Source organism: Streptomyces sp. NPDC002817, assembly GCF_053592055.1.
Genome location: NZ_JBSFUY010000051.1, coordinates 1 through 14,030, shown reverse-complemented (window position 1 = coordinate 14,030; position 14,030 = coordinate 1). Strand labels below are relative to the sequence as shown.

Sequence of the window (14,030 nt, the reverse complement as noted above, 5' to 3'; positions counted from 1 at the left end):
AGGGGTGCGTTGGGCGAGGCCCGCCAGGACCGGCTCGGCGACCTGCCCGTAGGCGATCTGTAGGTGGACGAGTGCCTGTGCGGCGGCGGCTTCCTGTTGGGCGTGCTGGTGGGTGCGGTGCCAGTGCACGGCGAACGCCACGGCGGTGAGGGCGGCGTCGAGGAGCATCGCCAGCCCCGTGCCGTCACCCTCCTGCGGGTGGTCGCGCCAGATCGCCTGGACGCTGCGGCGCAGGGCGCGGGTGCTGGCGATATCGGCGGTGATACGGGAGCGGGTGGCTCGCTCGAAGGCGGCTGCGGCGCGTTCGAGTTCGGCCCTCAGCGTGGCCGGAGCGGTGGCCGGCAGCAGGTCCAGCGTCGCGCCCAGGGCAACGAGCTGGCCCTGGGCGGCGTGGGCGTCGTCGTGGGCGAGGTGGTGGGGGATGCGTTTGGCGGCGGCGGTGGCCTGGTGCCACGGGTTGCCCGGCCGGGCAGTAGCCGGTTCGGGGCCGGTGGTGGCGAGGCTCTTGCGGATCTTGGGCAGGGACAGGTCGGGGGAGAGGGTGGAGCCCGCGTAGAACACCGGCTCACCCTTGTCGTTCGTGTCTGCGGGCAGGGCGAAGTTGCAGCCCAGCGCGTCGCCGGAGGGGCCGAGCTTGAGGCGCACGATCACGTCCGTCGCCTGCAGCAGAGCGAAGAACTCGGCCTCGTCGGCCGCGGCGGCGACCGCTCGGCGAACCCGCAGACGCAGCACGTCGCGGGTGGCGGCGTCCTGGCCCAGGCGCCTGGCTTTGAAGTGTTCCTTGCTGGTGGGGCGCTTGGCACCGGTGCCGTCTCCCTGCTTCAACTGCCTGAGCCCGTAGTCGATTTCGATCTTTCGGGCCTCGCGCTGGACGGCGCGCTGGTCGTAGCCGCGCTCGGGACGGCGGCCGTCCTGGCGTACGAGGGTGGCGGCGATGTGGATGTGGTCGTCGGCGTGGCGGACGGCCACCCAGCGGCAGGCGTGCTCGTCCCCGTCGGGGGCGATGCCGGCGGCGGCTACGATGCGGCGGGCGATGTCGGCCCACTGGGCGTCGGTGAGGATCGGGTCCTCGGGGGCGGCACGGACGGGGCAGTGCCACACGGTGTCCTTGGGTGCCTTGTCCCCCAGCATCTTCACGGGCTGGTCGAGTTGTGCGACGAGCTGGGCCATCGCGTCCTTCGGATCGCGGTGGGGGCTGCGGCCGGGGTCGGGGGCGAAGCCGTTCCAGGAGGCCACCAGGTGGGGGTCGATGTGTTCGTTGGCCCGGCCCTTGCCGAAGAGGTAGCCGATCGTGCGGCGCGTGGCATACGGGCCCGCACTCAGGATGATCTTGGGTATCACCCGCTCACCGCCCTTCAGTGACCTGGGCGATGGCGGTGTCCAGCTCGGTGATGGATGCCTCGACGCGTGCCAGGAGCCGTTGGACGACGTCGGGGTGGGGCCAGGCACCGTCCTTGTTGAGGTGCCATGTGAGCTGGTTGAGGTTGTTGCCGATCATGCCGAGCCGTCCGTTGGCGGCCATCAGCGCCTTGACCATGGCGCGGTAGTCGGCGACCGCTGCGGTGGGGTCGTCGGTGCGGGCGGCGGCGAGCGAGCACTCGGCCACGTAGCCGCCCAGGGCCATGCCGCTCAGGGCAGCGGCATTCACGATTAGGGCGAACTCGTCGTCGTTGTAGCGAGGGTGGACGCGGCGCTCGCGCAGCTGCTTGTCACGCAGACGGCGACGCGGGGCAGACTGCTGCGGCGGCATGCTGGACGACGACTCGGCTCCCCCTGTCCCGGTTGGCCCCCCTGGGCCGGCCGACTCCGGTGCCGCCTCGGCGCCGGACGCCTCCGCCCCCTCCAGGGCGGGGGCCGGATAAGGACTCCTTATCCGACAACTTGCTGCGCTGTCGAGGCCGGTGATCATCCCCTCCTGGGGAGTGGGGAGTTCGTTGTGCGAGTCGTGCATTGAGTGGTTTTCCTTGGGTGTTGGGGGGCTCAGCGTGGGTGGCCGACGGGCGCCGTCGGCAGCTCGGCCTTGACGGTGCGGACCACCTCGCCGGCGGTATCGCTGGCCACGCTGTAGCCGTCCGTGCGCACGGCTTCCTCCAGCAGGTCACGGGAGAGACGTCCGTGCTCGCGGTAGAGGTCACGGGCGTACTCGTTGAGGAGGTCTCGTGTCGCGCGTGGCTTGGGGCCCGGGCGCTTCGACTCCACCCGCGAGGCCGTCCATTGGTCGTGGCTCGGCGGTTCCTCGCCCGGCTTTCGTTCCGGGCCGACCGTGGTGCGGGCGGGCTGTTGCGGGCGGTTTTCGGGCTGGGGACGGGCTGCCCCGTCGGCGGCATCATCGCCCGCGACCTTGGGGGGCGGGCGGCCCGAAGTTTCTGCCCGCTCTCTTGCCGTGGCCCGCGGGTGGGCAGTCGCGGAGCCGCCCCTCGTACGCGTGGCGGGTTCGGGCCACCGCGCGGGCAATGGCTTGGAGGCCAGGGCAGTGACCTGTTGGCGGGTGGCGAGCTTGCGTAGCAGCAGCTCGTCCTGGCGTTTGTCGCGGTCGACATCGGCCTGCTCCAGAGCCTGGTGTAGGCGGCGGGTGAGGCGCCGGCCTCGCCACTTCGTGCGCTTGTCGGGCGGCATGATGTCTGCTCGGAGGATCAGGGTGACGGCCCGGTCGAGGGCGCGGTCGCGGATGATCCGGGCGGCATCCGCGTCCCGGTCGGCGATTCCCAGGCGGGCCAGCAGCCGTTCGCGTGCCTGTCGGGCGATGACGGCGGTCAGGCTGCGGGAGTCTGCGTGCGGGCTGCGGTGGCGCAGTTCGATACCCATGGCCAGGTGCCAGAGCACGGCCGCCAGAACCGGGCCGACGACGGCACGCACGGTTCCGCCGACCAGGCCGGACTCGGCGTAGGCAGGCAGGATCTGCACGCCGGTGATTACCCAGGTGAGGGTGCCGGGCGCGCCGGGCGCCTGCTTCGGGCCGTTGAGGTTCTGCCGGGCCATGAGTGCGCTGGCGAACAAGGCGAGTTCAGCGGCGGCGAACATCGCGGCGCGCTCGATGGTGCTGCCCATGTCGAGGTAGTCGGCGGCGAAGCGCCAGCTGGTGTCCGCGCTGTAGGCGGTGCAGCCGATCGCGGCGATGGCGGCGACCGGGATCGCCGCGGTGCTACGACGCTTTCCAGCGCTCGGCTTCCGTAGGCACCGCTGCAGGGACCATACGGCGGACAGCGCGACGACGAGCAGGGCCGCGATAGCCGCAGGCGCAGGGAGCCAGTGCGGCAAGGCGAGCATGCCGATGCCGTTGGCGTTGATGAGTGTGGTGGTGCCAGGTGTCATGCAGAGGCTCTCCAAGGGGTCCGCGCGTTCGAGGGCATGCGGAAGCGCGGACGGGCGGGGCGGTGAGGGGGCGCGCGGCGTTCAGGCGGCGGGTGCGGTGCGGCGTCGGTCGGGGCCGGTGAGGATGACGCGTTCGGTCATCTCTGCGAGGCGGGAGGCGACGCGGTCGCCGAGCGCTGTGCGGAGGTCGGCGGTGGGGAGGTTGGTGGTGATGAGGGTGGGGAGCATGTGCTCGTACCGGTGGTTGATGAGCCGGTAGGTGAGCTCCTCGGTCCATTCGCTGGTCTTGGCCGCGCCGAGGTCGTCCAGGAGCAGCAGGGGGCAGCGGGCCAGCGTCTGCAGTTCCCGTTCGCCGTCGTGGCCGGCGCGGGGGCGGAGCCGCGCGTGGAGGTCGGCGGAGGTGGTGGCTTCCCAGCGCAGGCGGACACCTCGGGTGAGGAGTGCGCGGACGGCGCCGTACGCCTGGTGGGTCTTGCCGGTGCCGGTGGGGCCGGCGATCAGCAGCGACGGGCCCTCGGCGATGCCGGGTCCGGTCGGGCCGGGGCGTCCGGCGCGGGCGATCTGGTCGGCCCAGGCGGTGATCTGGGGGTGGTCGGCCAGGGCGCGGCGGTAGCGGGCGGGGATGCGGGCGTCGGCGAGTTCCAGGGCGGTGACGGTCTCGGGCGCCGGCTCGTGGGCGGCAGCGGCGGGGTCGATGCCGCGGTTGGCGAGGATCGTGTTGAGCCGGTCGGTGATCGCGCCGACGGGCTGGGGCGCGCGGGTGAGGGTGGCGGTCAGAGCTCATCTCCGTAGGCGGCGACGACGTCGGTGGGATTCGTCCACGCCCGGTGGGCGGCGGGCGTGGCGGGGGAGGCGGCGTTCATGACCTCGTGGACCAGGCTCGGCAGGACGCCCGGGGACAGGCCCTTGACCCGGTGGCGTTCGAGGGCAGTCCGGAGGTGGGCGGGAGCGATGCCCTCGTCGAGCAGCGTGCGCACCTGTTTGCCGAGATGGTTCAGGAAGGCGTCCGGCGGGCGGTGGTTGCACGCGGCGATGTACTCGGCAAGGAGCTGCTTGGCCGAGATGGTGTCGGGCGCGTGGGCGCTTGCGCCCCCCGAAGGGATATCTCCTAGATCCATGGTCCTAGGTCCTAGATCCGGACGGTGAGAGGTCACTGCTGCCTCACCGAGCGCTCCCTGATCCCTCACGGAGGGCTCCGTGAAGCGCTCCTGACCTGTGGCTTCGCTATAGCGCCCCGGATTCAGTGCGGACTCACGTACCTCGTCGGAGCCCTCAGGGAGGACTGCGTGAGGCGGCAGTGAGGACTCCGTGACACCGGCTCCCGCGGCAGGCGCGGCAGCGCCCGAAGCGTCATGAATCGGGCAGGCGGGGAGGCGGCTCTTGCTGGGCCGGTTGATCTTCTGATGCTGGTGCCAGGTCACGATGTGCAGGTACCGCTTGTGATCGGCGCCCTTGTAGCGGCAGATCAGTCCTGCGTCGGCGAGCTGGCCGAGGTCCGTCTCGACGTCGGAGGGGGTGTGCTCCGGGCGTAGGACCCACAACTGCCCGGCGATGATCGCGGCGTGGTCGCGGTGGCGGCCCTGGTCGTCGGCCTGGGTGAGCAGGCCGAGGAAGGTGCGCTCGGCGGTCAAGGAGACGGCGGCCAGGGATTCGGAGACGAAGGCTTCGGGCTTGATGGTGCGGATTCGTGCCAAGTGCGGGGCGGTCCTCACTCGGTGGCCTGTGCGTGGACATCACGGCTCACCGTCGGTCGGGGCGGGATTCGAGGGGGTGTTGGCGCGGACGCGCGCAGAGAAGCGATTGCGTTTCCGGGGGTGTCGTCAACATAGCCACACCCCAGTCGCGCAAGTCCAGCCCTATCCGGCGCAATCTCTCACGGCAGAAAGGCCGCGAGAAAGGGGGCTGGGTGGCAGGCGGGAGCAAAACCGTAAGGCACGATCGGCGGTTGACCAAATAGTTGCCCGGACTGCAGAGCCAGAAGCATCACATCAGCAAGCCGTTGACGAGCCGCAGACGGGGAAGCTACAACACAACACCGCACGTCAACGCCATGATCGATGTGCTGTTCCGTGTCCCTTCCCGACCCCAGGGAACCGCATCCCGGCGAACGACGCGAGCGCAACATAGACCACGATCGCCGGTTACCCAAACCGGCGAATGCACCTTTCAATTGGAGCCATGCCCCCACGCTCACTGGAAGTCGGACCCGCTGGAATACGGGCGGCTCGCACCATCGAAATCCTCCGGACCGAACGCGGCCTGTCACAACGCCAGTTGGCTGGCCGCGTGACCGCCCTCGGCCACCCGATGTCCAACACCATGCTGTCCCGCATCGAACGCGCCCAACGCCGATGTGATGCCGACGACCTCGTCGCGATCGCCGAAGTCCTCCTCGTCTCGCCTCTCGTCCTGCTGCAGAGGCCGACCGCCACGTGACGAGGCCAGCCCAGCGCCGCTGACAGAGCACGCTCCCGCCCAGTAAGGACCCGCCCTTCTTGCACCACTCCGACATACCCCCTGCCTTCGTACGACGCCTGCCCGTCACCGAGGGTGGTGCCCCCTTGCCCCGTCTCTACCGTCCCGAAGAAATCGCCGAAGCCCTCGGCTGTTCCGCCTGGTGGGTCAAGGACCGGGCCCGACGCGGACTCATCCCGCACACCCGCGTCGGCCGCGCCTACCGCTTCACCGCCGCGCACCTCGCCGAGATCGTCCGCCTCCACGAAGAGCGCCCGAAGCGAGCCGACAGCAGCGTGTCGGCGATTCGTGCAGCGACAAATCCTCCCGCGGCACGAACTCGTGCCGCCCGGCCTACTGGGCCGACTACGGCCTCGACGCCGGGGCGTCTACGGGCTCGACCGCCGCGCCGTACCCAGTACGAGACCGTCGCGTAGCGCGCCCGCGCCCAGTCACAATCCGAGAGCAGGGGAGGAAGACGGAAGTTGGGTTTCGCGGAGAAGCGCGGAAACTACTGGCGCGGCCGGTACAAGACCGCGCCCGGCAAACACCTCACGGTGGCCGACGACAACGGCAAGGCGATCCGGTTCGCCACCAAGGGCGAGGCTCAGCGCGCCGCGAGCGAGGCCGAGAACAAGTACCGGCGCGGTGACTGGCGCGACCCAGCACTCGGCCAGGAAACCTTCGGCGAGTACGCGAACCGCTGGTACGAGGCCCAGGACCTGGCCGCCTCGACCATGCAGAACTACAAGCGCCACATCGAGGAGCACCTGCTCCCCGACTTCGAGGACAAGGCGCTCGCCGGCATCCTGCGCACGGACGTCGACCTGTGGGAGAAGAAGGAGAAGGCCGTCTACGCCGCCTCCAGCGTCAAGACCTGGCGCTCGACGCTCCACCTGATCTTCGAGGACGCGATCGACGAGGGCCTGATCACCTCGAACCCGGCCGCCAGACGGCGCGGACGCGGCAAGCGCGCCGGCCGCTCCCGCGACCGTGGCCCGGAGAAGGTCGTCACCGACCCACTCGGCATCCTGCTGACCGCCGAGCGCGCCGCCCTGCTCTCCGGCCGCGACGACGAGTTCGTTGCCGTCGTCCTCAAGGGCTACACCGGGATGCGTTGGGGCGAAATCGTCGGCTTGGAAACGGAGTTCGCCCGCCCCGGCTCCGTCCGCGTCGAATGGCAGCTGTACGAACTCGACACCGGCGAGCTCGTGCGCTGCCCGCCCAAGGACGACAGCTACCGCACCCTCGACGCGATGGAGTGGCTCTCGGCCCTGGTCGCCAACCACGTCGCCCGCACGAAGCCGAAACCCTGCCCGTGTCACGGCAAGACCTACGTCTTCCGGGGGCAGGGCACCGCCCGCACCGGCGGCCACCACGGTGCGAAGCTCGTCGACGTCGCACGCCGTGCCGAAGTCTCCACGGGCACCGTGTCCAATGTCCTCAACCACCCCGACCGCGTCACCGAAGCCAAGCGGATGAGGGTGGAGCAGGCCATCGCGGACCTTGGGTTCATGCGGGGCGGCGCGGTGGCTCAGAACGCAGCTCATTGGCGCCGAAACGGCTTCGCGACCTGGCTGTTCACCCCGGCGGTCTCCGGCTGGTACCCGAAGAAGGCACCCCAGGAAACCCGGCCCGTACCACTGCTTGGCGAACCATGGCCCGGAGTTCCGGCCCGAGGACGCGGAGCCAGCGACCGGGCCGACGTCTGCTGGCTCCCGATCGCCAAGGGCCTCACACCCCACGGCCTCCGCCACACCCACCGAACCGCGATGGAGGATCTCGGCACCGAGAAGGTCCTCATGGACGACCGCATGGGCCACATCGACGGCTCCGTCTCGGCGCGCTACGCCCATGTCACCCCCGGCATGCGCGAGCGCCTCATGCTCGGACTGACAGAGCAGTGGGAGACAGCACTCGACACCCGCCTGGCGATGAGCCCTACCTCACCAGTGCGCGTACTCGGCGATCTCCTACGTGCTCTCAGGGAATCACGTAAGCCTGAGGAGTCCTTGCGGTAAATGCTGTTGTGCCTCCTGCGGTCACCGACAGAGGCACAGCCGTCTCCGGCGACACCTTGCGGAGGCAGCGTCAACCTCGTGGAGGTCACCTCGCTCGGGAGGTTATGGCAAACGCCCGGTGGGAGGGCCAACAGACCTGGCTCAATAGGCACATGGAGATTGGCGAGCACTGGGCGTACCGCGCGAGGCCGAAGGATCTGGGTAGCGAGGTCCGCCAGGTGGAGGTCGTACGTGTGGGCAGCTCCGGCAGGTCTGGCTGGGTCCACGTGCGGTTCCTCGAAGGCGATGCTGCTGGTCTGCAGGAGTGGGTCAGTTCCGGCTCTCTTGTAGCACCGTGGGCGGATGTTGATACGTTCCGCGCGGACGACGCGGCGGAGCTGGCGCTGGCCGAGTCCTCTCGTCACGTCCGGGGCAGCACGGATTTCGAGGCCGCCCGCATGATCCTCGGCTTCGTCCGTCCGAAGAACAGGCTCCGTCTGCGCCGAACGGTGGCCGACGCCGGGGTCCTGGAGCTGAGCCGTCTCGACGAGACGGCACCGCTCACCGGCATGGACGCAGCTGAACTCCGCGGCGACGCCATGGTCTACGAGAACCGCCACGGCATGTGCCTGGCCGGGTGGCCGGTCACCGAGCGCGTCGCCCGCCAGGTCGCCGGCCGCCTCGCCGACGAGATCCTTCCGGAGGTGGACCGCAAGCAGCAGGGCATCGAGCAGGAGCGCGCCCAGTCCTCCTGGTACTCCTACAGCCGGAGGGACGACCGGAAGCTGGACGCGGAGGTAGCTGTCCTGCGAACCGTCCGGGCCTGGTGCGGCGAAGACAAAGCCGACCGCTACGACGAGTTGGTCGCACTCCGCGCCGAGGTCATCAGGCTCGGGGAACTCGTGGAGAAGGCGGTCAAGGCCCTACGCGACCGAGGTCATGGCGTCATCGCCTCCACCATTGAGCGCGACCTGGGCGTCCATATCGCCACCCTTGATCCTGATGTGCGTCGATGACGCCGCGCCATGGGTCCGGCTCCGGCTTGGGAGGCGTTGGCTGAGCCGGAGGCTTCTCCTTCTCCGGCCGGTCCGGGTGCCACCCGTCGAGGAACGGTCGCAGCTGCCTCTTCGTCGGCTTCGCGTGGAAGTCGCGAGCGGCCAGGCCCTGGCCGTTCGTGGTGGGGTCGAGCTGATCGGCCTCCGCATTCCCCCAAGCCGACCACTCACGCAGCCTCTCAGCTTCGGGGGCATCTTCCGACGCGGCGGCGACTTCATCCAGCGCGGCACAGAACTCCCGGATCTCACCCGCGGCCCGCCACTGCTCAAGGGCCGTGCCGAAGAGCTCGGCCCGTACCGCGTGAGCTGCCCTGGCCGAAGCCGTACTTACCGCAGCTTCCCACTCCCGCCGCTCGCGCTCCTCTCGCTCCGCCGCCAGCCGTCGGCGCTCGGCCTCCTGGCGCTCCCGCTCCTCTCGCAGACGCCGCTGCTCCGCGTCTCGTTCCAGCCGGGCCCGTTCCTGCTCCTCCGCGCGTGCCTTCAACGCCCGGAAGATTGAGGCGATCTGCTCCTCCAACGGCTTCTTGGCCGTGTCGGCCCATTCCTTCTTCCAGCCGTAGCTGTAGCCGTAACCCGAGTTCTCGCTGACCAGCAGCTCCAGTTCGCCCGACGGCTCGAACTTGTGGGCCGGCGTGACCCGCTGCCAGTCGTACGTGCGCCGGCCCGGCTGCTTGGGGACGTACCGGACCTGCTTCTGCCGCTCACGGAAGCCGATCTCGTACGTCCTGCCGTGGACGGTGAGCAGCGGCCTCGGCTGTTTGCGCTTCTTGGACACCGCGATCTCGCCGTACCGCGCGAGAGCCTGCGCGGCGAGCAGCCGGAGCAGCGCGAGGACTCTCGGCAGGATCTCCTCGGAGATCTCGAAAGCGCTGTGGTCCGCCGTGACGGCGGCGAGCACGTCCTCGACGTCGGTGATCACGCGGCTCCGCGCCAGGCGGATGCGGTTCCACTCAGTGTCGTCCTCACCAGTCACGCGGAGCAGGCCGAGGAAGAAGTCGCCCTTCGCCCGCCCGCTGTACTTGAGGTGATACCCCTCCGGAGCGCACTGCCGCGCCGCGTCGAACGCCCTGCGATAGCGAGCCCGTTCCTCGGCACTGGGGTCCGGGATCCGAAGGAATCGTCCGGCCTTCTGCACCTGCGCGATGAGCGCCGGCCCGACAGCCGCTGGCGACGGGCGCGGAGGTTTCATGGCACGCTTCGATACGGGCTTCGTCTCCGTCGGACAATCGGCATTCTGCTGAGGTCCAGCGGCAACCGGCGTCTCGGCTTCAGACGCCGCCGTGCGAGGCTTGCGTGGAGCCAGTTCCGGGCGGTCGGGGTGATGACCGTGCTCCAGGTAGAAGCGACCCGCGTCAGTGATCTCCGCCTGCCACCTCCCCTTCTTCCGGGGCATGGTCACCAAGCCCCGGTCCCTGAGCGCGCGAGCCGTGACGGCGAGCTCGGGGCTGTCAGAAGTGACGGGGTCGGTTCCGCCCCCGATGCGGGTCAGGAGTGCGAGCTGCCGGTCATTTAACGGAGACCAAGGGTGCATGGCGATCGTCGTACCGTCTCAGGTCTCCTCGGCACAAGCCGTGCAATGCCTCACTCGGGGCGCGAGGCGTACATCGCGCTAGGAGGAGGCGGAACGCCACTCCTCGGGAGCCAACCTGGGAGCCGGATCCGGAAGATCACACCCAGTTGGCTCCCAAATGGCTCCCAAGACAGGGTCGAAACGCAAATCAGGCCCGGTGCTGATCTCTCAGCACCGGGCCTGACCTGGTGTTACAGCTGTCGGGGTGGCGGGATTTGAACCCACGACCTCTTCGTCCCGAACGAAGCGCGCTGCCAAGCTGCGCTACACCCCGATGTCGCTGCTTGTCCTGCTTGTCGCGGCGACGACGTTTACTTTAGCCCACTGGTGGCTGGAGACGAAATCCGGTTTTCGCGCGGTGGTGGGCGCGGTGGCGGAGGGGGTTCGGGCGGGCGTGGTCGAGGGCTACGAGGAGGATGGCGAGGGCGTAGAAGGAGAGGCCGAGGAGGAGGGCGTTGCCGAGGACGCTCTTGTAGCCGTGGAGGTCGACGTCGAGGAAGGAGTAGAGGTAACGGGCCGGGGTGCCGGGGAGGAGCAGTTCGCCCCGGGTGAAGGAGAAGGCCAGATAGGCCAGGGGGAAGAGGAGCCAGGTCGCCGCCCGGCGGAGGTGGAAGCGGCCGGGTGCGGTCAGGAACAGCCAGTCCACGACCGCCGCGATCGGCAGCCCCGTGTGGAGGACGTGGTTCGCCAGGGCCTGCCAGCCGGTCGGGGGAGTCGTCTCGCCCGTCATCGAGAACGGGGTCGTCGCGTCCGCCAGGAGCAGGTGGTACACCGAGCCCGCGATCAGGACGTAGAGGAGTGTCGCGCCCGTCAGGGCGGCCGGCAGCGGGCGGCGGGCGCTCCACGCGCGCTTCGCCGACAGCACGGTCACCAGCGCCAGCAGGATCGCGCTCTGGACCGAGAAGTAGCTCAGCACACGGGTGGGGCTGCCGAGGAGCAGATCGATCGTCACGGCCGCCGCGGCCGCGAGAGCGACCAGCAGGCGGTACGCGGCGGCCAGGGGGCGGCGTACGGGGGCCACCACCGCCGTGGCGGGGACGGGAGAGGGCAGCAGCGCGGGCATGCCCGGGATCGCGGGAAGATCCGGGATGTCCCTGGGTATCGGGGCGGTCATGCCCTCACGCTAAGCACCCCCGACAAAAGGGGCGATACGGGCGGGCCGTGCGGGTTACCCCACGGCCCGGCACCCGTGCCCGGCACCCGTGCCCGGCACCCGTGCCCGCGGACCTGCGCCCGGCCCGTGCACCCGCACCTACGCACCCACGCACCCACGCACCCACGCACCCACGCACCCACGCACCCACGCGCAAGCTACCCCCGCGCCACCAACGTCAGCAGCGTCGCCTCCGGCGGGCACGCGAACCGTACCGGCGTGTAGCGGTTCGTCCCGCAGCCCGCCGAGACGTGCAGATACGACGTCCTGCCCTCGGCCGTGTGCGTCGACAGACCCTTCACCCGTTCCGTGTCCAGGTCGCAGTTGGTGACCAGCGCCCCGTAGAAGGGGATGCACAGCTGCCCGCCGTGCGTGTGGCCGGCGAGGATCAGCGGATAGTCGTCGGCGGCGTAGGCGTCGAGGACGCGCAGATACGGCGCGTGGACCACGCCCATCGAGAAGTCCACGGAGGACGACGGGCCGCCGGCCACCTCCGCGTACCGGTCGCGCTTGATGTGCGGGTCGTCCAGGCCGGTCAACTCGATCGACACGCCCTCGACCTTCAGGGTGCCGCGGGTGTTGGTCAGGTTGAGCCAGCCCGCGGTGTCGAAACCGTCCCGCAGGTCCTCCCACGGGTTGTGGACGACGCCGACGGCGGGCGGGTTGCCGTTCAGACCGTGGCGGCCGCTCGTCTTCTCCAGCAGATAGCGGGCGGGGTTGCGGGGCCTGGGGCCGTAGTAGTCGTTGGAGCCGAAGACATACGCCCCCGGGAACTCCATCAGCGGGCCCAGCGCGTCCAGGACCTCCGGCACGCCCTCCGGGTCCGACAGGTTGTCCCCCGTGTTGATCACGAAGTCGGGGCGCAGGCCCGCCAGTGAACGCAGCCAGCGCTGCTTCTTGTGCTGACCGCCGACCATGTGGATGTCGGAGACCTGGAGCATGCGCAGGGGACGCATTCCGGCAGGGAGGACGGGGACGGTGACCCGTCGGAGGCGGAAGGAGCGGGCTTCGAAGCCCGCCGCGTACACCAGACCGGCGGCGCCAGCCGCCGCGATCGACAGAGGTACTCCGTATCGCGCGCGCATGGGTCCCATCGTGTCAGACCCGGCAAGTACCCCGTCGCCCGCCGTCCCTTGAAGCCGGCCCTCCGAAATCGACGGGCGTCCGGCCTCGCACACCTGCGAGAATCAGTCACATGACCACCACGCTCAAGTCGAAGCTCCAGGAAGACCTCACCGCCGCGATCAAGGAGCGCGACGAGCTCCGCTCCTCGACGCTGCGCATGACCCTCGCCGCGATCACCAAGGAGGAGGTTGCGGGCAAGGAGAAGCGCGAGCTCTCCGACGACGAGGTCCTCAAGGTGATCACCAAGGAGGCGAAGAAGCGCCGGGAGGCCGCGGACGCCTTCGCGCAGGGTGGTCGGGCCGAGAGCGCCGAGCGGGAGAAGGCGGAAGGTGGGGTGCTCGCCGAGTACCTGCCCAAGCAGCTGTCCGACGACGAGCTGAACGACATCGTCGCCCAGGCCGTCGAGGAGGCCAAGGCCGCCGGCGCGGAGGGCCCGCGGGCCATGGGTGCCGTCATGAAGATCGTGAACCCGAAGGTCGCCGGCCTCGCCGAGGGCGGCCGTGTCGCCGCCGTGGTGAAGAAGCTGCTGGCCGGCTGAGAACAGGGCCGACAAACTCAGAGCGCGAAAAGCCCCGCTTTCCTCCCTCCAGGGAGAAAAGCGGGGCTTTCTGTGTGTCCGCTCACCCTTCTCGTCGAACCTGGCGTAATGACGTCAATTCGTGTGCGTTCGTTGAGAGATCGCTGTCCTCTCTGATCGAATAACGCAGTAACAAGGCCTTCAGCAGCGGGATTTCACCTGGCGCTCCTGACACGGCCAACGCACTCGTCTCCGAGAACGCCCACACGGGAACGCCGTACGACGAGCCACGCGAAGACGTCCTACGACGTGCCACACGAAGACGTCCTACGACGCCGTCCCCACCCTTCCGCCGCATACGCCCCTCCCCCCCCAACTTCCGGCCCCACCGCTACGCGCACCCGTGGGCCGGACGATGCGTGCCGTCCCGGCACGCGTATCAGGAGAGCAGGAAGGACGAGTGGTTGAGCCCCAGACAAGGACTCAGACAAGGACCCAGACAAGGACCAAGGCAAGGACTCGGACGAGCACGAGCTCCGCTGGCTCTCATAGCCGCCGGCGGAATTCTGGCGGGTCTGCTCCAGGCCACGGCCTGGGCGGAGGAGGATGCCTCACCCGGCGCCGGGACCGAGGCAACTGTCAAGTCGGCCGAGCCCGGCCCGGATTCGGTGCCCGCGGGTGAGCGTGTCGACGTACTCGGCGAGGACTACAAGTCGTCGTCCGACATCGCGTGGACGACCACCGGTGACGCCCAGGGCTTCCATCTGCTGACCGCGACGGAGAAGAGCGGTTACGCCTGGAAGACGCTGGCGTCGCTGGTCGAGCCGGGGTTCGAGGCGGACCA

The 14,030-nt window shown here is 69.6% G+C and carries 12 protein-coding genes, 1 tRNA gene and 1 pseudogene; 5 read left to right on the top strand and 9 right to left on the bottom strand.

The window, feature by feature from the left end:
- The 5 genes and pseudogenes from ACWD3I_RS45790 to ACWD3I_RS45770 form a co-directional block, all read right to left on the bottom strand.
- Positions 1-1,341 (bottom strand): annotated as a pseudogene (locus tag ACWD3I_RS45790) (mobilization protein); the annotation flags it as partial.
- A 4-nt stretch (positions 1,342-1,345) separates the two neighbouring features.
- On the bottom strand, positions 1,346-1,951 hold the full coding sequence (locus ACWD3I_RS45785; RefSeq protein ID WP_365406551.1) for a plasmid mobilization protein: 606 nt from the start codon (positions 1,949-1,951) through the stop codon (positions 1,346-1,348).
- A 29-nt stretch (positions 1,952-1,980) separates the two neighbouring features.
- Positions 1,981-3,312 (bottom strand): hypothetical protein, encoded by a 1,332-nt coding sequence (locus ACWD3I_RS45780; protein ID WP_365406548.1) that lies wholly within the window; start codon positions 3,310-3,312, stop codon positions 1,981-1,983.
- An 81-nt stretch (positions 3,313-3,393) separates the two neighbouring features.
- Positions 3,394-4,089: an ATP-binding protein gene (locus ACWD3I_RS45775; protein ID WP_365406620.1), complete on the bottom strand. Its 696-nt coding sequence runs from the start codon at positions 4,087-4,089 to the stop codon at positions 3,394-3,396.
- A complete protein-coding gene (locus tag ACWD3I_RS45770; protein ID WP_365406545.1) occupies positions 4,086-5,006 on the bottom strand; it encodes a hypothetical protein in 921 nt (306 codons plus the stop codon). Before ACWD3I_RS45770 ends, ACWD3I_RS45775 begins: the two co-directional genes overlap by 4 nt.
- A 484-nt stretch (positions 5,007-5,490) precedes the next feature.
- Here ACWD3I_RS45770 and ACWD3I_RS45765 point away from each other — a divergent pair, with 484 nt between their 5' ends.
- From ACWD3I_RS45765 to ACWD3I_RS45750, 4 genes are all read left to right on the top strand, one after another.
- The gene (locus ACWD3I_RS45765) at positions 5,491-5,748 is read left to right on the top strand and encodes a helix-turn-helix domain-containing protein (RefSeq protein WP_365406542.1); all 258 of its coding nucleotides are present in this window, start codon (positions 5,491-5,493) and stop codon (positions 5,746-5,748) included.
- 98 nt (positions 5,749-5,846) lie between these two features.
- The gene (locus ACWD3I_RS45760; protein WP_365406617.1) at positions 5,847-6,203 is read left to right on the top strand and encodes a helix-turn-helix domain-containing protein; all 357 of its coding nucleotides are present in this window, start codon (positions 5,847-5,849) and stop codon (positions 6,201-6,203) included.
- Positions 6,204-6,251: 48 nt separating this feature from the next.
- Complete coding sequence (locus ACWD3I_RS45755) at positions 6,252-7,787, top strand: LacI family DNA-binding transcriptional regulator (RefSeq protein ID WP_365406539.1); 1,536 nt, start codon at positions 6,252-6,254, stop codon at positions 7,785-7,787.
- 152 nt (positions 7,788-7,939) lie between these two features.
- On the top strand, positions 7,940-8,782 hold the full coding sequence (locus tag ACWD3I_RS45750; RefSeq protein ID WP_365406536.1) for a PE-PGRS family protein: 843 nt from the start codon (positions 7,940-7,942) through the stop codon (positions 8,780-8,782).
- Here ACWD3I_RS45750 and ACWD3I_RS45745 read toward each other — a convergent pair.
- From ACWD3I_RS45745 to ACWD3I_RS45730, 4 genes are all read right to left on the bottom strand, one after another.
- A complete protein-coding gene (locus ACWD3I_RS45745; RefSeq protein WP_365406615.1) occupies positions 8,712-10,214 on the bottom strand; it encodes a PE-PGRS family protein in 1,503 nt (500 codons plus the stop codon). The two genes, ACWD3I_RS45750 and ACWD3I_RS45745, sit on opposite strands and share 71 nt — an antisense overlap.
- 377 nt (positions 10,215-10,591) lie before the next feature.
- Positions 10,592-10,665 (bottom strand) — tRNA-Pro (locus ACWD3I_RS45740).
- Positions 10,666-10,707: 42 nt separating this feature from the next.
- Positions 10,708-11,505: a Pr6Pr family membrane protein gene (locus ACWD3I_RS45735; RefSeq protein WP_365406533.1), complete on the bottom strand. Its 798-nt coding sequence runs from the start codon at positions 11,503-11,505 to the stop codon at positions 10,708-10,710.
- A gap of 197 nt (positions 11,506-11,702) precedes the next feature.
- On the bottom strand, positions 11,703-12,629 hold the full coding sequence (locus tag ACWD3I_RS45730) for a metallophosphoesterase (protein WP_365406530.1): 927 nt from the start codon (positions 12,627-12,629) through the stop codon (positions 11,703-11,705).
- Positions 12,630-12,739: 110 nt separating this feature from the next.
- Between ACWD3I_RS45730 and ACWD3I_RS45725 the strand changes: the two genes are divergently transcribed.
- Positions 12,740-13,207, top strand: a complete 468-nt coding sequence (locus ACWD3I_RS45725; protein WP_365406528.1) for a GatB/YqeY domain-containing protein — start codon at positions 12,740-12,742, stop codon at positions 13,205-13,207.
- Positions 13,208-14,030: the final 823 nt, after the last annotated feature.